Raw genomic sequence first — 23062 nt, 5'->3', positions numbered from 1 at the left:
GACTCCGGGGCCTGAGTCCGCTTCTGACGCGTCGCGCCTGCCACGACTGCTCTGCGCTCTCGTAGAGTCGAGCTTGCTCGACTGCTTTGACAGGCATCAGTCGAGCAAGCTCGACTCTACGCAACGCCTCGTACAGCAGTCGAGCAAGCTCGACTCTACGAAATGCAGGTCACAACCACTTCGCGCGCTTGAACAACCGGTACAGCCCCACGCACACGCCACCTACGCCAACGATCATCAACGGGTACGCCCACGGCTGGTTCAACTCGGGCATGTGGCTGAAGTTCATGCCGTACCAGCTGGTGATCAGCGTCGGCGCCGCCAGCAGCGCGGCCCATGCACCCAGCCGCTTCACCGTCTCGCCCTGCGCCAGCGTCACCAGCGACAGGTTCACGCTCAGTGCGGTACCGAGCATCTCGCGCAGGGTGTCGATCACATCGCTGATGCGTACCGCGTGGTCGTGCACGTCGCGGATGTACAGCTTCACTTCGTCGGGGATCAGCTCGCCCTGGTAGCGGCGCAGCTGCGCCAGCACATCCTGCAGCGGCGCGACCGCCATCCGCATCTTGTTCAGTTCGCGCTTGAGCTCGTACAGCCGCACCACCGTGCTGCGCTTGTAGGTGTCGGCGAAGATGTCCTTTTCCAGCAGGTCCAGGGTGTCGCGGAAGCGATGCACGATGGGCAGGTAGTTGTCGACCACGAAGTCGGTCACCGCATACAGGCAGTACGACGGACCCATCTTCAGCAGCTGCGGCTCGCGTTCCACCCGCGCACGTACCGGCGCGTAGGACAGCGAGGCACCGTGGCGCACCGTGACCAGAAAGCGCGGGCCGAGGAAGGCGTGGGTTTCACCGTACTGGATACGCTCGTCGACCATCTGCGCGGTGGTCACCACCACGAACTGCGAATTGCCGTAGGTCTCGACCTTGGGTCGCTGGTGCGCGTTGCGCGCATCCTCGATGGCCAGGTCGTGCAGGCAGAATTCCTCCTGCAGTTTCAGCAGCACGTCTTCGTTGGGGTCATACAGGCCGACCCAGACGAAGCCATTGCCACTGGCGATGACATCGCTGATGGCATCCAGGCTGATGTCGTGGCGTTTGCCCTGGTCATCGTAGTGGACGCAGTTGATGACGCAGGCGGGGTTGGCCGAGGCAGGTGCGGAAGCGGAGGCGGGCAGTGACATGCCCGCCATCGTGCGTCAGTGCCGTGTTTCCGACAAGTGAGGACGCCGCCCAAGCACCCAGGCCAGTGCCGTGTGCACCGGCAGCAACAGCACGATCCACTGCACGTTGTACTGCGCCTGCAGGCTCAGCCAGTGCAGTACCAGCGCGACCACCGCCTGTACCGCCAGCAGCCACAGCACGATCCTGAACATGCGGCCCGGCACGCGACGGCGCAGCAGGCTGATCGCCCCGGGCAACAGCAGCACGGCCAGCGGCGAAAGCAACAGCAGGTTGCGGTTGGCCCACGCGGCGTAGTGGATGCTGAAGCCCCACAGGAACACAAGCACGCCACCGAACAGGGCGCACAGCAGCCAGAACGGCAGGGCCAGCCCCGCCAGCAGGCGCGGACGGCGGCGCAGTGCCAGCACGCCGGCGGCGATCACCAGGCCGCACAGCAGCCACGGCCACCAGCGGCGTGCGAACTCCTTCGGCTCCGGGTCGATGCGGTGCGGCAGCAGTTCCTGTTCGGACTGCACCAGCGGCCGGCCATCGCTGTTGCGTGCCTGGCGCAGCGCATCGGCCAGGCGCATCGGCACGAAGGCTTCCTGCCAGCGCGACAGCGGCTGGTCGGCGAACGGCCCCAGGCCGACATCGAAGCCCAGCCACATCCAGGGTGCAGGCGAGGCCAGGCGGACCGATTCACTGCGGTAGGTGTTGCCGCGCGAACGGCCGGCCAGCTGTGACTGCAGGCCGCCACCCAATGCCTTGTCCACCGTGTCGCGCACCATCGTGGCGCAGTTGGCGGTGTAGTAATCGTAGTGGTAGCGCGCGTTCTCCGGCTTGGCCCGTTCGGCCAGGTCGGCGGCCAGTGCGCGTGCCTGGTCCGGACGCAGGTCCAGCCACTGCACGCTGGCGCCGCGGCCGGTCTCGTCGTAGTACGACAGGTCCTGCTGCAGCGGCAGCGCCACCAGGTAATACATCATGTCGCCGCGTGCGAAGCGGCTGATGAAATCGTCTTCGGACGGATCGAAGTAGCCGAAGTTGTACGAGGTCGCTTCGCCGCTGAGCGGATCGACCACGACGATGGCGTCATGGCCGAAGCGTTCGAAGAACACCGTGCCCGGCTGCATGGTCACCACGCCGATGCGCGGGGCAGGGGCTTCAGCGTTGGGCGCAGGTACGGCGGGTGTGGCTGCCGCCGGCTGCGCGAAGGCGGCCAGCGGCAGGGCCATGGCCAGCACGCACAGTGCCAGCCACACCATGAGGATGAGGCCGCGGCGCTTCAAGCGTCGTCCTGCGCGTCCGGCGGCAGCACGGTCACGTGGAAGGCCTGTACCCGGCGCGCATCGGCGCGGGCCACGCGGAACATGAAGCGGTCCAGCGCCAGCTCGTCACCGACTTCCGGCAGATGGCCCACGGCCTCGGTGACCAGGCCACCAATGGTGTCGTAGTCCTCGTCGGAGAAGGTGGCGCCGAAGCGCTCGTTGAAGTCGCCGATCGGGGTCAGTGCGTCGACCACGTACTGGCCGTCGGACTGGATGGCGATCTGCGCCGAGGGATCTTCAGCCTCGTCATGCTCGTCGTCGATCTCGCCGACGATCTGTTCCAGCACGTCCTCGATGGTGACCAGGCCGGCGACACCGCCGTACTCGTCCACCACGATGGCCATGTGGTTGCGCGACAGGCGGAATTCCTTCAGCAGCACGTTGAGCTTCTTCGCTTCCGGGATCAGCACCGCCGGGCGCAGCAGCTCGCGCACGTTGGCCGGGCCGTTGTCGGCAACCACGCCGCGCAGCAGGTCCTTGGCCAGCAGGATGCCAAGGATGTCGTCCTTGTTCTCGCCGTGCACCGGGAAGCGCGAATGGCCGGATTCGACCACCTGCTTCATCAGTTCCAGGAAGGGCGCTTCAACCGGCAGCGAGACCATCTGCGAGCGCGAAATCATCACGTCGCCCACGGTCAGCTCGGCCACCGAAATGGCGCCTTCCATCATCTTCAGGGTATCGGCGGCGATCAGACCCTCTTCCTGCGCGGTGTGCAGGACAGCGACCAGCTCGTCGCGGGTATGGGGTTCGCCGGAGAAGGCGGAGGTCAGGCGTTCAAGCCAGCCGCGCTTCTTTTCACTGTGCTCCACAGGGGAGCTACTACTGTCGTCTTCTGACATCTCTGGAAAAAAGGCACCCGGCAGGCCGGGCGTTGACCCAAGTCTAGCAGGATGTGACGGCCTGTCAGTGACTGCCGGTGGCCGGGGTTGGGGCGCCCGGGTCCGGCTCCTCTTCGGGCAGGTCCAGGCTGTAGGTGCAGCCGGCCAGGGTCTTGCCGGGGTGAGAGGCCACGGTGGAGACGCTGAGGATGATCGACTCGATCTGGGCCTCGCCGGTCTTCGGGTCGGTCACGTCGCGGCTGACCAGCTCGCGGCCGGCCATGAACTTGCCGTCCTGGTCGTAGCCGGTTTCCAGCGCCAGGCGCTTGGCCAGCGGGCGTGGATCGGCCTGGTCGAGGACGGCCATGACGCTGGCGCCGGCCACCGCCACCCGCTCGGTCTGTTGGCCGAAGACGGTGATCGGGCTGGCCAGCCGGAACTCGCTCATGAACTGGTTGCCCTGCGGCAGCGGCTGCAGGCCCTGGGCCACGGCCTTCAGCGGATCGGCCAGCAGCGGCGCCAGCGCGGCCTGCTCGGCCACGCCCTGGCGGCATTCGATCAGGGCCGGCAGGTCCAGGCTGGTGGCGAATGCGGAGGGAGCGGCGAGGGCACAGAGCAGGGGCAGGCAGCAGCGCAGTGACACGGTCGGTTTCCGCAGGCAAAGGGCCGCCATCATAGCCCCGGCGAGCGCCTGAACAGCCCGCTGAGAAGGCGCAGGAAACCGGTCATCGCCCGCCGCACGACCATCAGTGAGAGGGTCAGCACGACCGCAAGCATGGCGACCTGCATCGATTGCCCCGCGATGCGCGCCATCGCCGGCCACAGGCCCGGGCTGGTCAGCCAGGGCATCAGTTCCGCTGCGGCGGTCCTGGCCACTTTCATGTAGATCACAGCCAGCACGAACAGCACCAGCAGCGAGGTGCGGCTGGCGTGGAAGAACGGGTGTGCATTGGCTGGCCTGCCAAGCCGCTGCTGCAGCAGCGTTCGCCACAGCACCGGCAGGGTCAAGGCACCGACCAGTATCAGTACCATCGACGTTTCCCACAGCCCGGGCAGGTGGGCGGGTTCCGCTCTGGTCGTGAGGTGGGGGCCGATCATGCCGATCGCCAGCCCGGCCAGCAGGCACACGGGCGAGAGCAGAGCCAGGCTGCGCAGCAGCCAGTGCCTGCCGCTGGGTTCGCGGGCACTGGTGCGGCGCACGGCATACGCGCCCAGCACCAGCAGCATGGCGAACAAGGTGGCGCCGATCACAAACATCATTGAGCCGTTACCCGAGGTCATCCTTGTTCCTCTCGTGTTCTTGGCGACGGGCGGTGGCCCGCTCAGCGCTCGCCCGCGTATGGATCGTCGATGCCCAGTTCGGCCAGGATCTCCCGCTCCAGCTGCTCCATCGCCTCTGCTTCCTTGTCGTCCTCGTGGTCCCAGCCGAGCAGGTGCAGCACGCCGTGCACGGTCAGATGCGCGTAATGCGCATTGAGCGCCTTGCCCTGTTCGTCGGCTTCGCGGGCCACCACCGGTGCACAGATCACCAGGTCACCCAGCAGCGGGAACTTGACGCCCTTGGGCAGGCCTTCGGGCACTTCGGCCGGGAAGCTGAGCACGTTGGTCGCGTAGTCCTTGCCGCGGTAATGGCGGTTCAGCGACTGCCCTTCCTTGGCATCGACCACGCGGATGGCCAGGTCGGCTTCGCGGATGCGGCCTTTCAGTGCAGCGGCCACCCATTTGCGGAAACTCACCGCCGCCGGCAGGCCGGTGCGCGGCAGGGCATAACTGACGGCGACGTCCAGTCGCACGGGACCACGGGTCATGGAGTTGCTCCAGGTTGGATCTGATGCAGGTCGCGGCGGTCGTACGCGCTCACGATGCGCGCGACCAGCGGGTGGCGGACCACGTCACGGGATTCGAAGAAGGTGAAGCTGACGCCTTCGACCTCACGCAGCACGTCGATGGCGTCGCGCAGGCCGGACTTCACGTGCTTGGGCAGGTCGGTCTGGGTCAGGTCACCGGTGACCACCGCAGTGGAGCCGTAGCCCAGGCGGGTCAGGAACATCTTCATCTGCTCGATGGTGGTGTTCTGTGCTTCGTCCAGGATCACGAACGCATCGTTGAGCGTGCGGCCGCGCATGTAGGCCAGCGGCGCGATCTCGATGACGTTCTTCTCCAGCAGCTTGACCACCTTCTCCACGCCCATCATTTCGTACAGGGCGTCGTACAGCGGTCGCAGGTAGGGGTCGACCTTCTGGCTCAGGTCGCCGGGCAGGAAGCCCAGCTTTTCGCCGGCCTCCACCGCCGGGCGCACCAGGATCAGGCGCTGCACCCGCGATTCGTTCAGTGCTTCGACCGCGCTGGCCACGGCCAGGAAGGTCTTGCCGGTACCGGCCGGGCCGATGCCGAAGTTGATGTCGTGGGTGGCGATCTGGTGCAGGTAACGGCCCTGGTTGGCGCCGCGGCCGCGTACCGTGCCGCGCTTGACCTTGATCGCCACGTCCTGTGCTTCATAGGAGCGTTCGGCGATCTGCTCGACATTGGCCTGCGCCAGGCGCAGGTGGATGGCGTGGTTGTCGAAGGTGGTTTCGCCGGCTTCGGCGTACAGCGCTTCAACCAGCTTCTGCGCCTCGACGATGGCTTCGTTGGGCCCGCTGATGCGGAACACGAAGCCACGATTTGCGATCTCCACGCCGAGCTTCAGCTCGATCTGGCGCAGGTGCCCGTCGAAGGGGCCGCACAGGTTGGCCAGTCGCTCGTTGTCTTCCGGCGACAGGGTGAAGTCTCGATGATCGATGCTTTTCATTGCTTGGGGTGGGGCGGACGCCTTCCACCGCAGTGTATTCAGGGAGGACAAGGGTAGCGCGCGTGCCGGGCACACGGCCAGCAGACGGTCGATACAGCGTTTTCCACACCCGGTGTGGACGGGGCACGCGGAAACCTGTGGATAGACCTTCGCAATGCTTGTGCCACAAGGCCCATGAGGTCCTGGTGAAAAAAGCGTCATGGTCGCCGGTCGCTACGGCAGCACTGCCACGGGGGGCCTGCACGGGGGGGCATTCATCGTGATGGCAGTGCAGGTTTCGTTGCCGGGCGAGCAACAGCGCCAGGTCCTGCCGGATTTCCACAGCGGTTGTGGAATGATGCCGAATCAACCTGTGGATAGGTGCTGGGGAGCCTTGCAGCAAAAGGCGTGCCCACGCGTGGTGAAAAAACCGTCAGGGCTGATTGGAATCATTGAGGGTGCACGGGGCACATGGCACCGTGTCGCCGTCGCAGGAGGGGATGGCATGGGCATCGGCAACGGGATGCGTGGAATCGGACTGGCGGGCATCGGCCTGCTGGCGGGGTGTGGGCAGTCAACGCCGACTGCGCTGGGCACGCTGGAGTGGGACCGGATCACGGTGCCGGCGCCAGCGGCCGAAGTGATCGCCACGGTGGAGGTGCGCGAGGGCCAGCAGGTCAAGGCCGGGACCGTGCTGATGCAGCTGGACCCGGCGCGGGGCGACGCGCAGTTCGCCGCAGCGCAGGCTGATACGGCGCGTGCGCAGGCGCAGCTGGAAGAACTGCAGATCGGCCCACGCCAGGAGCAGATTGCACAGGCCCAGGCGCAACTGGCCGCGTTGCGCGCACAGGCTGCCGAAGCAAGTGCCTATTACCGACGGGTCCAGCCGTTGGCACAGCAGCGCTTGATTGCCGCCGCTGAACTGGATCGAGCACGCGCCGCGGCCGGCAATGCCGAGGCCAGCGTGCGTGCTGCCGAGCAGGCCTGGCTGGAGCGGGTGCACGGCAGCCGTGTGCAGGATATCGCCCAGGGCCAGGCGGCCGCCGATGCCGCACGGGCACAGCAGGTGGTACAGAGCGTGAACCTGCAGAAGCTGCAGTTGCGTGCACCGCGCGACGGGGTAGTCGATGCATTGCCCTACCGGCAGGGTGACCAGGCACCGATTGGTGCGCCGCTGGCAGTGATGCTGGTCGGCGAGCGCCCCTATGCGCGCGTCTACCTGCCGCAACCGCTGCGGCTGCAGGTCAAGGTCGGGCAGGCCGCGCAGATACAGCTGGAAGGCGGCAAAACCGTGCTGAAGGGGCATGTACGTGCGATCCGTAGCGAGCCATCGTTCACGCCGTACTACGCACTGACCGGCGATGACGTCGAGCGCCTGAGCTATCTGGCCGAGATTGAAGTGGACGGGAACAGCGACATGCAGAAACTGCCCGCGGGTCTTCCGGTAGAGGTGCGCTTCTGAACACCGGTGCGGACATCGCGGTGCATGCGCAGGGCCTGAGCCGCCGCTTCGGCGAGCTGCTGGCCGTGGACAACGTCGACCTGACGGTACCGCGTGGCCAGGTCTATGGCTTCCTGGGCCCGAACGGGTCGGGCAAGTCGACCACCATCCGCATGCTGTGCGGCCTGCTGGAACCCAGCGCTGGGCAGATCGAGGTGCTGGGGTTGGCGGTTCCCGAGCAGGCCGAAGCGTTGCGCCGACGCATCGGCTACATGACCCAGCGCTTCTCGTTGTATGAAGATCTGTCGGTGCGCGAGAACCTGGAGTTCCTCGCCGCCATCCAGGACCTGCCGCGCGCACAGGCCCGGCAGCGGGTCGACGAACTGCTGCAGCAATACCGGCTGCAGGACCGCCAGCCACAACTGGCTGGCACGCTCAGTGGTGGCCAGAAGCAGCGCCTGGCCCTGGCCGGTGCCGTGGTGCATTCGCCCGAACTGCTGTTCCTGGACGAGCCGACCAGTGCGGTCGATCCCGAATCGCGCCGCGATTTCTGGGAAGCCCTGTTCGAGCTGGCCGATGCCGGTACGACGGTGCTGGTATCGACCCACTACATGGACGAGGCCGAGCGTTGCCACCGGCTGGCGATCCTCGATCGAGGCGCGCTGGTTGCCGACGGCACGCCGGCCGAACTGTGTGCACGGCTGGACGGCCGCACGCTGCAGGTCACCTCGACGCAGCCGCGCCAGGCCAGCCGCGCACTGTCTGAGCTGCCCGGCGTGCTGAGCGTGGCGCAGATCGGCACCCAGCTGCGAGTACTGTGCAGCGAGGATGTCGCGGACGCCGCCGCATTGCGGCGCGCGCTGGCCAGCGCCGATCCGCAGGCCCGCATCGAGGCGGTGGCACCGAACCTGGAGGACGTGTTCGTGGCAGCCACCCGCGGCCGTGGCCGGGAGCCGGCGGCATGAACCTGCGCCGCCTGTGGGCGATCATGCTGAAGGAGCTGCGGCAGCTGCGCCGCGACCGCATCACGCTGGCGATGATCGTCGGCATTCCGGTGATGCAGCTGCTGCTGTTCGGCTACGCGATCAATCTCAACCTGCGCCATCTCAACGCCGGTGTCGCCGACCAGGCCAACAGCGCGGCCTCTCGCGCGCTGGTGCAGGACATGGTCGCCACCGGCGTGATCACGCCGCGCAGCGAGGCGTACACGCACGATCAACTGATGCAGGCGCTGCGCCGTGGCGAAATCAGTGTCGGCATCGTGGTGCCGGCCGACTTCGAGCGTCGTCGCTTCGATGGACGCGAGGCGGTACAGGTGCTGGTCGATGGCAGCGACACCGTGGTACAGAGCGCAGCGATCCAGCTGGCACAGGTGCCGCTGGATACGCGCCCGGCCAGCAACACGCGGCCGCTGCGCGAAGGCAGCATCGCTGGTGGTCCGATCAGCGTGACCAGCTTCTACAACCCGCAACGGCGTTCGGCGGTGAACATCGTGCCGGGCCTGATCGGGGTGATCCTGACCATGACCCTGGTGATGTTCACGGCCGTGGCGGTGGTACGCGAACGCGAGCGCGGCAACATGGAACTGCTGATCGCCACGCCGGTGTCGCGCAGCGAACTGATGGTCGGCAAGGTGCTGCCCTATGCGGCCATCGGCCTGCTGCAGACCACGCTGGTACTGGTGCTGGGCACCTGGCTGTTCCAGGTGCCGATCCGCGGCAGCCTGCTGGACATCTATCTGGCCGCGGTGCTGCTGGTGCTGGCCAACCTGGCGCTGGGCCTGCTGATTTCCACGCGTGCGCGCTCGCAGTTCCAGGCGATGCAGATGACGCTGTTCCTGTTCCTGCCGTCGATCCTGTTGTCGGGCTTCATGTTCCCGTTCGCCGGCATGCCACGGCCGGTGCAGTGGCTGGCCGAGGTGTTGCCGCTGACCCACTTCCTGCGCCTGGTGCGCGGCATCATGCTGCGCGGCGCCTCGCTGTGGGAGCTGTGGCACGATGCGCTGGCGCTGCTGGCCTTCATCGTGGTGATGATGACCCTGGCCATCCTGCGTTTCCGCAAACGCCTGGATTAGGGAATGCCGACCAACGGTCGGCATCCACAACTACCGCGGTGGGTGCCGACCGTTGGCCGGCACGCCTTATTCCGCCACCACGCGCGCGCGCAGCGAATTGGTCAGCGCTTCGGTGATCACCACGTCCACGAACTGGCCGATCAATCGTGCCGGCGCCGGGAAATTCACCGAACGCATGTTCTCGGTCTTGCCGGTCAGTTCGTTCGGGTTCTTCCGCGAGGGCCCTTCCACCAGCACCGTCTGCACGGTGCCGACCATCTTTTCGGAAATGCCGGCAGCGTGCGCATTGATGCGTTCCTGCAGGCGCGACAGGCGTGCGTGCTTCTCGGCATCGCTGATCGTGTCCTCCAGATCCGCGGCCGGCGTGCCCGGGCGACGCGAATAGATGAAGGAGAAGCTGTGGTCGAAGCCGATGTCCTCGATCAGCTTCATGGTCTTCTCGAAATCGGCATCGGTCTCGCCGGGGAAGCCGACGATGAAGTCCGAGCTGATCGAGATGTCCGGGCGCACCGCGCGCAGCTTGCGGATCTTCGACTTGAATTCGAGTGCAGTGTAGCCACGCTTCATCGCCGACAGTACGCGGTCACTGCCGGCCTGCACGGGCAGGTGCAGGAAGTTGGCCAGCTGCGGCACGTCGCGGAACGCATCGATCAGCGAATCGCTGAACTCCAGCGGGTGCGAGGTGGTGAAGCGGATGCGGCCGACGCCGTCGATCTCGGCGATGGTGCGGATCAGCAGGCCGAGGTCGGCAAACTCGCCGTCGCCATACGGGCCGCGGTAGGCATTGACGTTCTGGCCGAGCAGGTTGATCTCACGCACGCCCTGCGCGGCCAGCTGCGCCACTTCCACCACCACGTCCTCGAACGGGCGGCTGACTTCGGTGCCGCGGGTGTAGGGCACCACGCAGAAAGAGCAGTACTTGGAACAACCTTCCATGATCGAGACGAACGCCGACGCACCTTCGGCGCGTGGCTCGGGCAGGCGGTCGAACTTCTCGATCTCGGGGAAGCTGATGTCCACTTGCGGGCGCTTCTGCTCGCGCCGTGCACGGATCAGTTCCGGCAGGCGGTGCAGGGTCTGCGGGCCGAACACCAGGTCGACGAACGGCGCGCGCTTGATGATTGCCTCGCCTTCCTGCGAGGCAACGCAGCCGCCCACGCCAATGATGACCTCGCGGCCCTTGTTCTTCAGGCCCTTCCACACGCCCAGCTGGCTGAATACCTTCTCCTGCGCTTTCTCGCGGATGGAGCAGGTATTGACCAGGATGACGTCGGCGTCGTCCGGGCTGTCGGTCAATTCCAGCCCATCGCTGGCGGCAAGCACGTCGGCCATCTTGGCCGAGTCGTACTCGTTCATCTGGCAACCGTGGGTCTTGATGTACAGCTTGCCCTTGACCTGGTCGGGCTTGCGCGGACCAGCGGGCAGGGCAACGAGCGGGGTACCGCCCGGCGCGGCGGGCGGAAAGACGTCTGGCGTCCCGGTCATGGCGCTTAATCCATTCGGGTGGCGGGAAAGCGGGCAATTCTACCCGCATCCCGGCGCGTGCGCCGGCCCAGTAGAGCCAGGCCATGCCTGGCTGCTTTCCGTCCCGCAGGCACGGCGGGCGGGTCATCCACGCATGGCGTGGATCTTCTGGAATTCCGGGTCCGCCCCCCCGGTAGCGCCGGGCCGTGCCCGGCGGGTGCGCTTAAGCCGCTGCCAGCTCCGCATCGATCTGCCGCGAACGGTCAAAGGCGGTCATCGCACTCATCCGTGCAATGTAATCAGCCGTTGCCGGCGCCGGCTGCACCAGGCCGAAGGCGGTGGTCCAGGCCAGCGCATTGCCCCACAGCACGTCGGCGGCGCTCATCGTCTCGCCGAGCAGGTACGACCCCTGTGCCAGCTGGGCTTCGATCACCTGCAGCACCGTCTCCGCGTCGTTGTAGGGCGACATCAGGCGCGGCGGCGGCTCGCGGTGCATTGCCTTGTCGATCATCGCCGGCTCGAAACAGGCGCCGTAGAAGGCCATCCAGCGCAGGTAGGGGCCGCGCAGGGCATCGCCGATCGGCGGGGCCAGCCCGGCTTCCGGGTACAGGTCGGCCAGGTACAGGTAGATCGCCACCTGTTCGGTCACCAGTGCGCCGTTGTGGACGATGGCCGGCACCTTGCCCATCGGATTGATGGCCAGGTAGGCCGGGGCCAGGTTGGCGCCGGCCTTCAGGTCCAGCACCTGCATGCGGTAGTCGGCACCCAGCGCTTCGAGCAGGGCCACGGCGCCGCTCGAGCGTGAACGGGCGGCGTGGTACAGGGTGATCTGACGGGATGTCATGGCATTGCTCCTTGCGGTGGGTGGTGAACTGGAGGCCATCCTGAGGCACTATTGAGGACGACTTCTGTCCTCGATTTTTCATGCGCCATACCGCCCATCGACTGTTGCGCCTGATCGCCCTGCTGCAGGCCCGCCGCCAGTGGTCCGGGGCCGAGTTGGCCGAGCGCATGGGTGTGGACCGGCGCAGCATCCGCCGTGACATCGAGCGCCTGCGCGAACTGGGCTATCCGGTGCAGGCCTCATCCGGGGTCGGCGGCGGCTACCAGCTGGGGGCAGGGGCACCAGTACTTCCCATGCTGTTGGATGAGGAAGAGGCGACCACCCTGGCCATCGCCCTGCGCGCGGCCTCGGCCACCGTCGCCGGTATCGACGACACCGCGCGTGGCCTGCTGTCCAAGCTCGACCCGCTGGTACCGACCCGTCGCCGCCAGCAGGCCGGCGAGGTGCATGCAGCGACCGCCACCCTGTCTGATCTTCCGTCCACCGATGCGCGCGTGCTCGGGCGGCTGGCCCAGTACTGTCGGCAGGCGTCACGGCTGGCCTTCGAATACCGCAGTGCGCAGGAGGCCGTCACCCTGCGCGAGGTCGAGGCCCAGCACCTGGTCAACTACGGGCGGCGCTGGTACCTGCTGGCCTGGGATCTGGGACGCCAGGACTGGCGTACCCTGCGCGTGGACCGGATGGGAACGGTGCGGGAATGTGCAGAGCCGGGCATGCACCGGCGCACCCCCGCGCCGCCGGACGTGATGGTGCGGCAGGCGGTCAGCCAGGCCCCGTTCGCGCTGCAGGCCATCGTCCGTCTGGCCGGCAGCCGCGCTGAGCTGGAAGGTCGCATTCCGCCCTGGTGCGGAGTGCTGGAGGCGGACGGCGCCGAGCACTGCCTGCTGCGCATGGGTGCTGAGAGCCGGGGCATGATGCTGGCGCAGATCCTGAGCCTGGACCGGGTGCCGGTGGCGCTGTGGACCACGCCGCCGGGCCTGCGCGACGAACTGGCCCAGCGCCTGGCCGGGCTGGGCCAGGTGCTGGCTGTGCCGTCGGTCACAGGCTGAGCCACATCGCTTGGCAAGCCCCGGCGAAGCTGGGACACTCGCCGCCATGAAGGGGATACTGGGGACAACGGCGATCATCATCGCTGCGCTGACCGCTGCGCCGGCCAGCGCCGGAACCCTGTACAAGTGCCAGGGCCCTGACGGCGTCACCAGTTATGTGAGCAAGCGGGTGGCCGGTGCGCGCTGCAGCACCATCAGCTACAGCCGCGACACCCGTCCGGCGCCGCGCCCGGTGGTGGCCGCGCCAAGGCCGACGCCGACCACGGTGGCCAGCATCGAACGCAATCCGGTGGCCGTTGCCGCCAGCGCCGCAACGCCGGCAGCGGTCGCGCCGACACCTGCATCCGCGCCCGCAGCTGCTCCAGCACAGCCGGTCGCCCCACGCGCCGGACGCATGGTCAGTGGCCAGGTCTATTCCTTCATGAAGGACGGCGTGCGCCACTACACCAGTGCGCGCCCGACCCAGGTCGCCAATCTCGGCCCGGTGCGGACCATCCGCTACAGCTTCATGGAGCGCTGCTACGCGTGCGGGGTCAATCCACGCGTGGACTTCGGCACCGTGCGCCTGAACACCTCGGCCTTCCAGACCGAGATCACCTCGGCCGCGCGCGAGTTCGGCGTGGAAGAGGCGGTGGTGCGCGCGATCATCCACGCCGAGTCGGCCTACAACCCGACCGCGCTCAGCCGCGCCGGTGCCCAGGGCCTGATGCAGCTGATGCCGCCAACCGCCGCGCGCTTCGGTGTCAGTGACTCCTACGATGCCGGGCAGAACATCCGTGGCGGCGTGCAGTATCTTGCATGGCTGCTGAAGCGCTTCAATGGCGACCTGACCCTTGCCGCCGCCGGCTATAACGCCGGCGAAGGCGCGGTCGACCGCCATGGTGGCGTACCGCCCTACAGCGAAACCCAGTACTACGTGCGCCGGGTCGGGCAGCTGGCCGAGCGTTACCGCACCGCCCTCAGTCACCAGTAGGTGCCGACTGTTAGTCGGCACGCCTTTGAAAGAGTTGTTGCAATGCGTTGTGTGGCGCGCGACGGTTCCGCTACACTCGACCGTGATTCAATGCGGCTCTGGCCCCCACCGGATCCGCTGGCAGCCTTAAAGCTACCTAATCAATATCGGAGTGCCGGATGGCCAACGATGGGGTACACGATCCAGTCAACACCGGACGTCGGCGTTTTCTTTCTGCCACCACAGCCGTGGTGGGCGCCGTCGGCGTCGGATTCACCGCAGTTCCTTTCATCAAATCCTGGAACCCCAGTGCCCGCGCCAAGCTTGCCGGCGCACCGGTGGTGGCCGACATCAGCGCCCTGCAGGAAGGCCAACGCCTGATCGTGGAATGGCGCGGCCAGCCGATCTGGATCGTCAAACGGTCCAAGGCGATCCTCGATGCGCTGCACGGGCTGGACGGCCGTCTCAAGGACCCCGAGTCCGGCGAGAAGGACCAGCAGCCGGAGTACGTGCTGAAGCAGAACCCCGAGCTGCGCTCGATCAAGCCGGACATCTCGGTGCTGGTCGGGCTGTGCACGCACCTGGGCTGCTCGCCGGAAATGGTCGCCGAGATCCGTCCCGAGCCCTATGATCCGCAATGGAAGGGCGGCTACTTCTGCCCCTGCCACAAATCGCGCTTCGACATGTCCGGCCGCGTCTTCAAGGACGTGCCGGCGCCGATCAACCTGCTGGTGCCACCGCACCACTACCAGGACGACAACACCGTCATCATCGGTGTTGATCCGCAGGGGGCTGCCTGATGGCCAATATCCTCAGCCGTACCGCCACCGGCGTCGCCGACTGGGTCAACGCCCGCGCACCGGGGCTGATGCCGATCTACCGCAAGCACGTCAGCGAGTACTACGCGCCGAAGAACTTCAACATCTGGTACTACTTCGGTTCGCTGGCGCTGCTGGTGCTGGTCAACCAGATCGTCACCGGCATCTTCCTGACGATGCACTACAAGACCAACGCCGCCGAGGCGTTCGGCTCCATTGAATACATCATGCGTGATGTGGAGTGGGGCTGGCTGATCCGCTACATGCACTCCACCGGAGCCTCGCTGTTCTTCATCGTGGTCTACCTGCACATGTTCCGCGGCCTGCTGTACGGCAGCTACCAGAAGCCGCGCGAGCTGGTGTGGATCCTGGGCATGCTGATCTACCTGGTGCTGATGGCCGAAGCGTTCATGGGCTACGTGCTGCCCTGGGGCCAGATGTCGTTCTGGGGCGCCAAGGTGATCATCTCGCTGTTCGGCGCGATACCGGTGATCGGCAACGGCCTGACCGAGTGGATCATGGGCGACTACCTGCCCAGTGACGCCACGCTCAACCGCTTCTTCGCGCTGCACGTCATCGCCTTGCCGCTGGTGTTGCTGCTGCTGGTGGTGCTGCACCTGGGCGCGCTGCACGAAGTGGGTTCGAACAATCCCGATGGCGTGGAGATCAAGAAGGGGCCGAAGGGCAACCGCTGGTCGCCGAACGCACCGGCCGACGGCATTCCGTTCCACCCGTACTACACGCTCAAGGATGGTGTCGGCGCCGGCTTCCTGCTGATCATCGCCGCCTTCATCATCTTCTTCGCGCCCGGTTTCGGCGGCCTGTTCCTGGAGCACGACAACTTCACCGAGGCCAACCGCCTGGTGACTCCGGAGCACATCAAGCCGGTCTGGTACTACACGCCGTACTACGCGATGTTGCGCGTGGTGCCGAACAAGCTGGGCGGCGTGCTGGTGATGTTCTCGGCCATCGCGATCCTGTTCCTGGTGCCGTGGCTGGACAAGGCGAATGTGAAATCGGTGCGCTACCGCGGCTGGATCTCGAGGGTGATGCTGGGCGTACTGGCGGTGTGCTTCGTCTGGCTGGGCGTGATCGGTTCCGGCCCGGGCACCGACGTGCACGAGACCTACATCGGGCGGGTGCTGACCTTCCTGTACTTCGCGTTCTTCATCACCATGCCGCTATGGACACGGTTGGACAGGACCAAGCCGGTACCGGAGAGGGTGACCACGCATGACTGAGCGCTGGATGGTCCGGCTGGCCCTGACGGCCACCCTGATGCTGGGCAGTTTCCTGGCCTCCGCCGCCGAAGGCGGCACCAAGCTGCTGCAGGCCGGCAACGACCTCGGTGACCGCGCCTCGCTGCAGCGCGGCGCGCAGCTGTACATGAACTACTGCTCCGGCTGCCATGCGCTGAAGTACCTGCGCTATTCGCGGATGGCGCAGGACCTGGGCCTGACCGAGGAAGAGGTGATGAACAACCTCAACTTCACCGGCTCGGCGATCGGCGACCCGGTCCCGGTGGCGATGCCCAAGGAGAATGCCGAAAAGTGGTTCGGCAAGATGCCACCGGACCTCAGCCTGATCTCGCGGGTGCGCGGCAGTGACTGGGTCTACACCTATCTCAAGTCGTTCTACCTGGACAGCAGCCGGCCGCTGGGCTGGAACAACGCGTTGTTCGCCAACGCGTCCATGCCCAACCCGCTGTGGGAAATGCAGGGCCTGCAGCATGCCGTGCATGGCAAGCCGGAGGCGCCGGGCATGGACCCGCCGGTGACCGGCCTGCGCCTGGAAACGCCAGGCAACGTCGATGCCGGACAGTACGACCAGGCCGTGCGTGACATCACCAACTTCCTCGAATACGCCGGTGAACCGGCGGCGCTCAAGCGCCAGCAGCTGGGCGTGTGGGTGATCCTGTTCCTGGCCCTGCTGACCTTCCTGCTGTACCTGCTGAAGAAGGAATACTGGAAGGACGTTCACTGAATCTGCCGCCGGCCATCGCACGGGCCTATTGGCTTTTGTGATGGTCGGTTGCACACTCGGGGAGGAGTCGATCGCTGGCACGGTGCCGGCGGCGCCGATGCGGCAGGCGGTCTCCTGTCGTGGGAGAGCCTTTGATGGCGGCGAGCGTACGCATGCGCAATACACTGACGCTGTTTTCCTCGAACGACGATGTACTGTGCCACCGTGTACGCCTGGTCCTGGCGGCCAAGGGTGTGACCTTCGACTTCGTTCCGGTCGATCCACAGAACCCGCCTGAAGACCTGATCGACCTCAATCCGTACCACTCGGTGCCGACCTTGGTCGAACGCGAACTGGTGCTTTACGCCGCGTCGGTGGTCAGCGAGTACCTGGACGAGCGCTACCCGCATCCGCCGCTGATGCCGGTCGATCCGCTGTCACGTGCCCGCATCCGGTTGGCCATGCTGCGCATCGAGCACGACTGGGTGCCGCAGGTGCAGGCCATCCAGCTGGGCAACAAGACCCAGGCCGAGGCCGGTCGCAAGCGCCTGAAAGAACTGCTGACGGCCTCGTTGCCACTGTTCAAGGCCAGCAAGTTCTTCCTCAACCCGGAAATGAGCCTGGCCGACTGCGCGATGGCGCCGATCATCTGGCGCCTGCAGTCGCTGGATGTGCCGCTGCCGAAGGACGGCAAGGCGATTGAAGACTACGGCAACCGCATCTTCCGCCATCCGGGTTTTGTCCGCAGCCTGACCGACCAGGAAAAGAAGCTGCGCGAACTGCCGGGCTGATCCCGCCTTGCTTTACCCGTCTGCACGCCGACCGGCGTGCAGGCGATCCGCCCCGGCAGGGCGCCGGGCGCGTACACTTCACGCATGACCGAAGACTTCTTCCACATGACCAGCCACCGCCCGTACCTGCTGCGGGCGCTGGTGGAATGGATCAACGACAACCAGCTGACCCCGCACATCCTGGTCGACGCCGGCGTCCCCGGCGTGCAGGTCCCGCCTTCGGCGGTCAAGGATGGCCGGGTGGTGCTCAACATCGCCGAACGTGCTGTCGTGCGGCTGATGATCGACAACGAGATGGTGAGCTTCTCGGCGCGCTTCTCCGGCACCAGCTACCCGGTGCAGGTGCCGATCAGCGCCGTGCTGGCCGTCTACGCCCGCGAGACCGGGCAGGGCATGGCACTGCCGGATGACATTCCGGGCAGCGAAACTGCGCCGACCAGCGACGAACTGCTGCACGAGGAAGGCACACCGCCGGACGATACGCCGCCGGCCAGCCCGCCGCCGAAGGGCCGCCCGAACCTGCGCGTGGTCAAGTAACCGTTCCGACGCCGCCCCGGTGGGCGGCGTTTTTCTTCGCAGGATTTACCGGTGGGTGCCGACCGTTGGTCGGCACTCAAAGCCCTTAGACATCCTCGGCATCGTCCACATCCGCGCGGATCTGGCTGATCCGCGCCGCGCCCGGGCCGGTGAACGAGATCAACTGGTCGCCGCGCAGCACCATGCGGCCCACGTGGCGATCGATGCCATCGTAGGAATACTCGAACTTGAACGTGCGCTCGAAACCGAGCCGGCCATCCTCGCCGCGCGAAAGGCGCAGGCCGGTAGCGTGCACCGCCTGGTCCAGCCATTGCACGTCGGCTGCGCGGCAGGCATTGCGTCCCAGCTCGACCGCGCGCTCGGCGGCCGAACGCGCAGCGTTCCAGAAGAAGTAGATGATTCCGCCGGCAATCAGCAACAGTAGCAGGGTGGGCATGGCGTCAGCCGTCAGAGGTCGATCCGGCAAAGATGGCGGCGAACGCGCGCTGGATCAAGCGCTGGATTCACCGCCGCGTCTGCGGTTCGGCGGATACCGGCTGCGCGGGCACGATGACCGGTTGCGGTGCCGGGGCGGGCTGCATCGGCGTCGCAGTGGGCGAGGGCATCACCAGCGGTGATGTGGCGGTCAACTGCAGCAGCGCAGCCCAGTCCTGGCGGTTGAAGCTGCATTCGTCCTCGCGGCCCGGCGTGCAGCTGGGGTCGATGCCGGTGCTGTTGCGTTCGCGCGCGGGCGGCAGCTTGATCAGCCCGGTGCGGTCCAGCGGCAGCAGCCGCATCGCCACGGTGTTCATCACGTTGCCGCCGACCAGGTACAGGGTCTGGTCGCCGCCAAGATTGGCCGCTACCACCACTTCACAATGTGATTTCCAGTGGCCCACCGAGCCATTGCCCAGTGCCTGCACCAGCCCGCTGTAGCTGAGCGTAGTGCTGCGGTCGCGCAGGAAACACAGCAGGTCGCCCGGTGCGGGCTTTGCGGCCGCGGGATCGACCAGCCGGTACGGCACGCCCGAGGGGCCGCCCTGGTACGCGGCACGGATGTAGTCGATGTGGCGTGGCGAGGTGTTGAAGCCGGGAACGCCGGACTGCACCATCACCCAGGAAATGAACGCGGCTGACCACGGGTTGTCGACCAGGAAGGCGCGGCAGTCGCTGTCGGTGTAGCGCGTACCCAGTGGTGCCAGGCAGCTGCTGGCGCCGGCGATGCTGCCCATCGCGTTGAGCGTGCCGCTGTTGCGCCAGTAGCCGGCCACGCGCTGCCAGGCGATCAGGCCGTTGTCGGCCAGGTGATCGCTTTCGGCTTCGGTGACGCTGAGGCTGGCGGCGCGGCCATCGCGATCAATGAAGGGCCGGAACCACAGCCGGTGCTCGTTGCAGGCGGTATTGCGGATGGCCACCGCCAACGGGCTCAGGCCGAAGCGGGGCGGCACATCGCAGGCTTCGGCGGCCGCTGCGGACAAGGGGACTGCCGCGAGCAGCAGGCAGGCAGGCAAGAGCATCCGGCGCATGCGCGGCTCCTGTGGGGGATGCCCGCAGCGTCGCAGAGGACGGCGTGGCCGAGCCGTGAAGGCGTCCCGGGTCGTGTAGAGCCGAGCCCATGCTCGGCTCATCGCGCGAAGCGCGCGCAGGGCGTGCCGCAAATAGATAGGCAGCCGAGCGTAGGCTCGGCTCTACAAGATCTTGCAGGCCTCAGCCCGGCGGCGGGCCCAGCTTCAGCGACAGATCAATCGCCTGCACGTGCTTGGTCAGGCCGCCAATGGAAATGCAGTCCACGCCGTCCTCGGCGATCGAACGCAGGCCACCCAGGCCCACGCTGCCGGACACTTCCAGTGGAATGCGGCCGGCCGTGATGCGCACCGCCTCGCGCCGCAGGTCGGGGCTGAAGTCATCCAGCAGGATGCGTTCGCAACCGGCTTCCAGCGCCTGGCGCAGCTGCGCCAGATCCTCCACCTCGACCACCAGCGGCAGCGCGGGCCATTGCCGGCGCGCGGCAGCCACGGCTGCGGCCAGTGAACCGGCAGCGCGGATGTGGTTTTCCTTGAGCATCACCGTGTCGTACAGGCCGAAGCGGTGGTTCTCTCCACCGCCGCAGCGCACCGCGTACTTCTGCGCCAGGCGCAGGCCGGGCAGGGTCTTGCGGGTGTCGAGGATGCGCGTGCCGGTGCCGGCCACGGCCGCCACGTAGCGGGCGGTTGTCGTGGCGGTGCCGGACAGCGTCTGCAGGAAGTTCAGCGAGGTGCGTTCGGCGCTGACCAGGCTGCGGCTTCGGCCGTGCAGCAGCGCCAGTACGGTGCCGGCGGTGACCGTGTCGCCCTCGGAGACATGCCATTCGATGCGCACGTCCGGATCGAGCGCGCGGTGGGTGGCGTCGAACCAGGGGCGGCCGGCGATCACCCCGTCCTGCTTGCACAGCAGGTAGGCGCTGTCGGCCTGGTCGGGCAGCAGGGCGGCGGTGACGTCGCCGCTGCCCAGGTCCTCGGCCAGCGCACGCGCGACATCGGCGGCGACAACGGCCGCATCCGGCGTCGGCAGCGCGCTCATGCGGCCGGGAAGTCGGCGATCTGGGCGGTCGGGATGGCTTCCTCGGCCAGCAGCACCGGGATGCCGTCGTCAACGCGGAACACCTGCTTGCGGTCGCGGGTGACCAGCGCTTCGCGCAGCGGCTGCGCCAGCGGGTTGCCATCGGCCTTGTTCACCGCGCCGGTGGAAATGGCCTTGTTGAGGGCTTCCAGGCCCTTGCCATCCAGCAGGGACAGGGGCTGGCGGGTGTCCGGCGACACCAGCAGGTCGAGCAGCTTGCGATCCATGGTTCTTCGTCTTGCGTGGAAGACGGCTAGAATACGTCTTTAAGGCAGGTGACGGCCAATGACCCCCAACCCGATCGCGCCGCTTGTCGGCATCGTCATGGGTTCCCGTTCCGACTGGGAAACCATGCAGCACGCCGCCCAGAAGCTTGAAGCTCTGGGTGTTCCGTTCGAAGTGAAGGTAGTGTCCGCGCATCGGACGCCGGATGTGTTGTTCAGTTACGCCGAGCAGGCGGGCCCGCGTGGCCTGCGCGCGATCATTGCCGGTGCCGGCGGGGCCGCGCACCTGCCGGGCATGATCGCCGCCAAGACCGCCGTGCCGGTGCTGGGCGTGCCGGTGCAGTCCAAGGCCCTCAACGGCATGGATTCGCTGCTGTCGATCGTGCAGATGCCGGCCGGCATCCCGGTCGCCACCTTCGCCATCGGCAATGCCGGCGCCTCCAACGCCGCGCTGTTCGCCGCCGCGATGCTGGCCAGCGACCAGCCGGCGATCGGCCAGGCGCTTGACGCGTTCCGCGCACGCCAGACCGAGGACGTGATGGCCCACGACGATCCGCGCCAATGAGCCTGACCGTCGGCATCCTGGGCGGCGGCCAGCTCGCCCGCATGATGGTACTGGCCGGTGCACCGCTGGGACTGCGCTTCGAACTGTACGACCCGGCAGCCGACGCCTGCAGCGGCCCGCTGGCGCCGCTCACCGTCGGTGCCTTCGATGACCGCCAGGCGTTGGCGGAGTTCGCCGCCAAGGTCGACGTGGTCACCTTCGATTTCGAGAACGTGCCGGCCGACAGCGCACAGTTCCTGGCCGACCGCGTGCCGGTCTACCCGCCGCCGGCCGCGCTGGCCGTGGCCCAGGACCGGTTGAGCGAGAAGACCCTGTTCCAGCAGCTGGGAGTTCCGCTGCCGGCCTTCGCTGACATCCGCAGCCGTGACGAGTTGGCGGCGAAGGCTGCCGAGTTCGGCCTGCCGTGCATCCTCAAGACCCGCCGCCTCGGTTACGACGGCAAGGGTCAGTTCCGCCTGCGCAGCGACGCCGACATCGATGCCGCGTGGGATGCGCTGGGTGCGCAGGTCGAGCGCACCGGGCTGATCCTGGAAGGCTTCGTGGCCTTCCAGCGCGAGGTCAGCGTGGTTGCCGTGCGCGGCCGCGATGGCAGCTTCGAGGCCTGGCCGGTCACCGGCAACTGGCACGTCGACGGCGTGCTGTCGGCCAGCGTGGCGCCGGCCGTGTTGTCGGGCGCCGAGCACGAGGCCGCGATCGGCTATGCCCGTCGCGTCGCCGAGCACCTGCAGTATGTCGGCGTGTTCGCGCTGGAGCTGTTCTGCCGCGATGGCGAGCTGTTGGCCAACGAGATGGCGCCGCGCGTGCACAACTCCGGCCACTGGACCATCGAAGGCAGCGAGACCTCGCAGTTCGAGAATCACCTGCGCGCCGTGCTGGGCCTGCCGCTGGGCAGCACCCGCATGCTCGGCCATGCCTGCATGCTGAACTGGCTGGGCGCTATGCCGGACCCGGCGCCGGTGCTGGCCCAGGCCAGCGGCCATTGGCATGACTATGGCAAGGAGCCGCGCGAAGGTCGCAAGGTGGGGCATGCCACGCTGCGCGATGATGATGCTGCTGCACTGGCCGATGCACTGGACCAGGTGGGTCTGGAACTGGACCGCCAGGCCCAGGTGGCGCCGGCAGTGCACGCGCTGCGCAATCGTTGAGCCCGGTAGTGCCGGCCGCTGGCCGGCAATGCAACGCTGTGACGCGCCGGTGCAGGCATCGGCGCAACACTCCCGGTGGTAGCGTGGAGCTCCTTTCACAGGAGTCACCCCCATGCTCGACTGGAATGCCTACCGCAAGGAGCTGAAGGGTCGCATCGGCGAGATCGGCAAGCTCTCGCCGGATACGGTCAAGGGCTATGCGACCCTGGCCAATGCGGGCGCGCAGACCAACCATCTTGATGCCAAGACCCGCGAGCTGATCGCACTGGCGGTGGCAGTGACCACCCGCTGCGACGGCTGCATCACCGTGCATGTGGATGCAGCGCTGAAGCACGGCGCCAGCCGCGAGGAAATCGCCGAGGCGCTGGGCGTGGCGGTGTCGCTCAATGCCGGCGCGGCGCTGGTGTACTCGGCACGGGTCATGGACGCGGTGGCCGCGCACGAGAACGCGTGAAGCTCCGTTCTGTTTCCCGGTAGTGGGGGGGGGGGGGGGGGGGGGGGGCCCGCCGTGGAGAGAGAAAGGGCGGGGGGGCACGCGGCGCG

At 67.1% G+C, this 23062-nt stretch carries 26 protein-coding genes; 13 read left to right on the top strand and 13 right to left on the bottom strand.

The genetic code is table 11. The features are described from left to right. Positions 1-169: 169 nt before the first annotated feature. The 7 genes from V3B46_RS04425 to V3B46_RS04395 form a co-directional block, all read right to left on the bottom strand. Complete coding sequence (locus V3B46_RS04425; protein ID WP_088025514.1) at positions 170-1192, bottom strand: magnesium and cobalt transport protein CorA; 1023 nt, start codon at positions 1190-1192, stop codon at positions 170-172. A gap of 6 nt (positions 1193-1198) precedes the next feature. Continuing rightward, on the bottom strand, positions 1199-2449 hold the full coding sequence (locus V3B46_RS04420) for a lipoprotein N-acyltransferase Lnb domain-containing protein (RefSeq protein ID WP_329891217.1): 1251 nt from the start codon (positions 2447-2449) through the stop codon (positions 1199-1201). Further along, positions 2446-3327 (bottom strand): CorC family transporter, encoded by an 882-nt coding sequence (locus V3B46_RS04415; protein WP_154262990.1) that lies wholly within the window; start codon positions 3325-3327, stop codon positions 2446-2448. Before V3B46_RS04415 ends, V3B46_RS04420 begins: the two co-directional genes overlap by 4 nt. 64 nt (positions 3328-3391) lie before the next feature. Beyond that, complete coding sequence (locus tag V3B46_RS04410) at positions 3392-3979, bottom strand: hypothetical protein (protein WP_329891480.1); 588 nt, start codon at positions 3977-3979, stop codon at positions 3392-3394. Beyond that, a complete protein-coding gene (locus V3B46_RS04405; RefSeq protein ID WP_329891216.1) occupies positions 3979-4566 on the bottom strand; it encodes a hypothetical protein in 588 nt (195 codons plus the stop codon). Before V3B46_RS04405 ends, V3B46_RS04410 begins: the two co-directional genes overlap by 1 nt. 62 nt (positions 4567-4628) lie before the next feature. Next, a complete protein-coding gene (gene ybeY / locus V3B46_RS04400; protein WP_072166760.1) occupies positions 4629-5114 on the bottom strand; it encodes an rRNA maturation RNase YbeY in 486 nt (161 codons plus the stop codon). Continuing rightward, on the bottom strand, positions 5111-6097 hold the full coding sequence (locus V3B46_RS04395; RefSeq protein ID WP_005415936.1) for a PhoH family protein: 987 nt from the start codon (positions 6095-6097) through the stop codon (positions 5111-5113). Before V3B46_RS04395 ends, ybeY begins: the two co-directional genes overlap by 4 nt. 484 nt (positions 6098-6581) lie before the next feature. On the opposite strand from V3B46_RS04395, the gene V3B46_RS04390 reads away from it, so the two are divergent. From V3B46_RS04390 to V3B46_RS04380, 3 genes are read left to right on the top strand one after another with little or no spacing between them, the layout of a single operon-like run. Further along, positions 6582-7538, top strand: a complete 957-nt coding sequence (locus V3B46_RS04390) for an HlyD family secretion protein (protein ID WP_329891215.1) — start codon at positions 6582-6584, stop codon at positions 7536-7538. A 20-nt stretch (positions 7539-7558) separates the two neighbouring features. Then, positions 7559-8482, top strand: a complete 924-nt coding sequence (locus V3B46_RS04385) for an ABC transporter ATP-binding protein (protein ID WP_154262995.1) — start codon at positions 7559-7561, stop codon at positions 8480-8482. Continuing rightward, positions 8479-9591: an ABC transporter permease gene (locus V3B46_RS04380; RefSeq protein ID WP_329891214.1), complete on the top strand. Its 1113-nt coding sequence runs from the start codon at positions 8479-8481 to the stop codon at positions 9589-9591. The genes V3B46_RS04385 and V3B46_RS04380 overlap by 4 nt, the downstream gene beginning before the upstream one ends. A 66-nt stretch (positions 9592-9657) precedes the next feature. On the opposite strand, the gene miaB is transcribed toward V3B46_RS04380, so the two are convergent. Further along, the gene (gene miaB, locus V3B46_RS04375) at positions 9658-11076 is read right to left on the bottom strand and encodes a tRNA (N6-isopentenyl adenosine(37)-C2)-methylthiotransferase MiaB (protein WP_305100436.1); all 1419 of its coding nucleotides are present in this window, start codon (positions 11074-11076) and stop codon (positions 9658-9660) included. A 202-nt stretch (positions 11077-11278) separates the two neighbouring features. Continuing rightward, positions 11279-11899, bottom strand: a complete 621-nt coding sequence (locus tag V3B46_RS04370) for a glutathione S-transferase family protein (protein WP_154262998.1) — start codon at positions 11897-11899, stop codon at positions 11279-11281. Positions 11900-11979: 80 nt separating this feature from the next. On the opposite strand from V3B46_RS04370, the gene V3B46_RS04365 reads away from it, so the two are divergent. The 7 genes from V3B46_RS04365 (at position 11980) to V3B46_RS04335 (ending at position 18008) form a co-directional block, all read left to right on the top strand. Beyond that, positions 11980-12948, top strand: coding sequence for a helix-turn-helix transcriptional regulator (locus V3B46_RS04365; protein ID WP_049423265.1), 969 nt, complete (start codon positions 11980-11982; stop codon positions 12946-12948). Between the two features lie 46 nt (positions 12949-12994). After that, complete coding sequence (locus V3B46_RS04360; RefSeq protein ID WP_154263001.1) at positions 12995-13921, top strand: lytic transglycosylase domain-containing protein; 927 nt, start codon at positions 12995-12997, stop codon at positions 13919-13921. Positions 13922-14079: 158 nt separating this feature from the next. Then, entirely contained in the window at positions 14080-14700 is a 621-nt protein-coding gene (petA, locus tag V3B46_RS04355; protein WP_154263002.1) for a ubiquinol-cytochrome c reductase iron-sulfur subunit, read from the top strand. Next, positions 14700-15959, top strand: coding sequence for a cytochrome b (locus tag V3B46_RS04350; protein WP_329891213.1), 1260 nt, complete (start codon positions 14700-14702; stop codon positions 15957-15959). Before petA ends, V3B46_RS04350 begins: the two co-directional genes overlap by 1 nt. Continuing rightward, a complete protein-coding gene (locus V3B46_RS04345) occupies positions 15952-16701 on the top strand; it encodes a cytochrome c1 (RefSeq protein ID WP_329891212.1) in 750 nt (249 codons plus the stop codon). Before V3B46_RS04350 ends, V3B46_RS04345 begins: the two co-directional genes overlap by 8 nt. A gap of 134 nt (positions 16702-16835) precedes the next feature. Beyond that, complete coding sequence (locus V3B46_RS04340; RefSeq protein ID WP_329891211.1) at positions 16836-17471, top strand: glutathione S-transferase N-terminal domain-containing protein; 636 nt, start codon at positions 16836-16838, stop codon at positions 17469-17471. Between the two features lie 84 nt (positions 17472-17555). Further along, a complete protein-coding gene (locus V3B46_RS04335) occupies positions 17556-18008 on the top strand; it encodes a ClpXP protease specificity-enhancing factor (RefSeq protein ID WP_019659028.1) in 453 nt (150 codons plus the stop codon). A gap of 85 nt (positions 18009-18093) precedes the next feature. On the opposite strand, the gene V3B46_RS04330 is transcribed toward V3B46_RS04335, so the two are convergent. The 4 genes from V3B46_RS04330 to V3B46_RS04315 form a co-directional block, all read right to left on the bottom strand. Beyond that, a complete protein-coding gene (locus V3B46_RS04330) occupies positions 18094-18444 on the bottom strand; it encodes a DUF3301 domain-containing protein (protein WP_005408844.1) in 351 nt (116 codons plus the stop codon). 67 nt (positions 18445-18511) lie between these two features. Further along, on the bottom strand, positions 18512-19513 hold the full coding sequence (locus tag V3B46_RS04325) for a DUF2272 domain-containing protein (RefSeq protein WP_329891210.1): 1002 nt from the start codon (positions 19511-19513) through the stop codon (positions 18512-18514). A gap of 181 nt (positions 19514-19694) precedes the next feature. Beyond that, positions 19695-20546: a carboxylating nicotinate-nucleotide diphosphorylase gene (gene nadC / locus V3B46_RS04320; RefSeq protein ID WP_049423252.1), complete on the bottom strand. Its 852-nt coding sequence runs from the start codon at positions 20544-20546 to the stop codon at positions 19695-19697. Then, on the bottom strand, positions 20543-20812 hold the full coding sequence (locus V3B46_RS04315) for a Trm112 family protein (protein WP_032128883.1): 270 nt from the start codon (positions 20810-20812) through the stop codon (positions 20543-20545). Before V3B46_RS04315 ends, nadC begins: the two co-directional genes overlap by 4 nt. Before the next feature lie 58 nt (positions 20813-20870). Here V3B46_RS04315 and purE point away from each other — a divergent pair, with 58 nt between their 5' ends. The 3 genes from purE (at position 20871) to V3B46_RS04300 (ending at position 22973) form a co-directional block, all read left to right on the top strand. Next, positions 20871-21374, top strand: coding sequence for a 5-(carboxyamino)imidazole ribonucleotide mutase (gene purE, locus V3B46_RS04310; RefSeq protein WP_005412808.1), 504 nt, complete (start codon positions 20871-20873; stop codon positions 21372-21374). Continuing rightward, a complete protein-coding gene (locus V3B46_RS04305; protein WP_329891209.1) occupies positions 21371-22519 on the top strand; it encodes a 5-(carboxyamino)imidazole ribonucleotide synthase in 1149 nt (382 codons plus the stop codon). The genes purE and V3B46_RS04305 overlap by 4 nt, the downstream gene beginning before the upstream one ends. Before the next feature lie 112 nt (positions 22520-22631). Next, complete coding sequence (locus V3B46_RS04300) at positions 22632-22973, top strand: carboxymuconolactone decarboxylase family protein (protein ID WP_019659022.1); 342 nt, start codon at positions 22632-22634, stop codon at positions 22971-22973. Positions 22974-23062 lie beyond the last annotated feature (89 nt).

Origin of the sequence: Stenotrophomonas sp. SMYL11, assembly GCF_036320005.1 — a bacterium.
In the GTDB taxonomy this organism is placed as follows: domain Bacteria; phylum Pseudomonadota; class Gammaproteobacteria; order Xanthomonadales; family Xanthomonadaceae; genus Stenotrophomonas; species Stenotrophomonas maltophilia_A.
This window is presented reverse-complemented; position numbering and strand designations above follow the sequence as displayed.

Excerpts from the sequence above, each read along its gene's own strand:
- V3B46_RS04425 (WP_088025514.1), bottom strand. The coding sequence starts at position 1,192 with ATGGCGGGCATGTCACTGCCCGCCTCCGCTTCCGCACCTGCCTCGGCC.
- V3B46_RS04415 (WP_154262990.1), bottom strand. The coding sequence starts at position 3,327 with ATGTCAGAAGACGACAGTAGTAGCTCCCCTGTGGAGCACAGTGAAAAG.
- V3B46_RS04410 (WP_329891480.1), bottom strand. The coding sequence starts at position 3,979 with ATGGCGGCCCTTTGCCTGCGGAAACCGACCGTGTCACTGCGCTGCTGC.
- V3B46_RS04405 (WP_329891216.1), bottom strand. The coding sequence starts at position 4,566 with ATGATGTTTGTGATCGGCGCCACCTTGTTCGCCATGCTGCTGGTGCTG.
- ybeY (WP_072166760.1), bottom strand. The coding sequence starts at position 5,114 with ATGACCCGTGGTCCCGTGCGACTGGACGTCGCCGTCAGTTATGCCCTG.
- V3B46_RS04395 (WP_005415936.1), bottom strand. The coding sequence starts at position 6,097 with ATGAAAAGCATCGATCATCGAGACTTCACCCTGTCGCCGGAAGACAAC.
- V3B46_RS04390 (WP_329891215.1), top strand. The coding sequence starts at position 6,582 with ATGGGCATCGGCAACGGGATGCGTGGAATCGGACTGGCGGGCATCGGC.
- V3B46_RS04380 (WP_329891214.1), top strand. The coding sequence starts at position 8,479 with ATGAACCTGCGCCGCCTGTGGGCGATCATGCTGAAGGAGCTGCGGCAG.
- miaB (WP_305100436.1), bottom strand. The coding sequence starts at position 11,076 with ATGACCGGGACGCCAGACGTCTTTCCGCCCGCCGCGCCGGGCGGTACC.
- V3B46_RS04370 (WP_154262998.1), bottom strand. The coding sequence starts at position 11,899 with ATGACATCCCGTCAGATCACCCTGTACCACGCCGCCCGTTCACGCTCG.
- V3B46_RS04365 (WP_049423265.1), top strand. The coding sequence starts at position 11,980 with ATGCGCCATACCGCCCATCGACTGTTGCGCCTGATCGCCCTGCTGCAG.
- V3B46_RS04360 (WP_154263001.1), top strand. The coding sequence starts at position 12,995 with ATGAAGGGGATACTGGGGACAACGGCGATCATCATCGCTGCGCTGACC.
- petA (WP_154263002.1), top strand. The coding sequence starts at position 14,080 with ATGGCCAACGATGGGGTACACGATCCAGTCAACACCGGACGTCGGCGT.
- V3B46_RS04350 (WP_329891213.1), top strand. The coding sequence starts at position 14,700 with ATGGCCAATATCCTCAGCCGTACCGCCACCGGCGTCGCCGACTGGGTC.
- V3B46_RS04345 (WP_329891212.1), top strand. The coding sequence starts at position 15,952 with ATGACTGAGCGCTGGATGGTCCGGCTGGCCCTGACGGCCACCCTGATG.
- V3B46_RS04340 (WP_329891211.1), top strand. The coding sequence starts at position 16,836 with ATGGCGGCGAGCGTACGCATGCGCAATACACTGACGCTGTTTTCCTCG.
- V3B46_RS04335 (WP_019659028.1), top strand. The coding sequence starts at position 17,556 with ATGACCGAAGACTTCTTCCACATGACCAGCCACCGCCCGTACCTGCTG.
- V3B46_RS04330 (WP_005408844.1), bottom strand. The coding sequence starts at position 18,444 with ATGCCCACCCTGCTACTGTTGCTGATTGCCGGCGGAATCATCTACTTC.
- V3B46_RS04325 (WP_329891210.1), bottom strand. The coding sequence starts at position 19,513 with ATGCGCCGGATGCTCTTGCCTGCCTGCCTGCTGCTCGCGGCAGTCCCC.
- nadC (WP_049423252.1), bottom strand. The coding sequence starts at position 20,546 with ATGAGCGCGCTGCCGACGCCGGATGCGGCCGTTGTCGCCGCCGATGTC.
- V3B46_RS04315 (WP_032128883.1), bottom strand. The coding sequence starts at position 20,812 with ATGGATCGCAAGCTGCTCGACCTGCTGGTGTCGCCGGACACCCGCCAG.
- purE (WP_005412808.1), top strand. The coding sequence starts at position 20,871 with ATGACCCCCAACCCGATCGCGCCGCTTGTCGGCATCGTCATGGGTTCC.
- V3B46_RS04305 (WP_329891209.1), top strand. The coding sequence starts at position 21,371 with ATGAGCCTGACCGTCGGCATCCTGGGCGGCGGCCAGCTCGCCCGCATG.
- V3B46_RS04300 (WP_019659022.1), top strand. The coding sequence starts at position 22,632 with ATGCTCGACTGGAATGCCTACCGCAAGGAGCTGAAGGGTCGCATCGGC.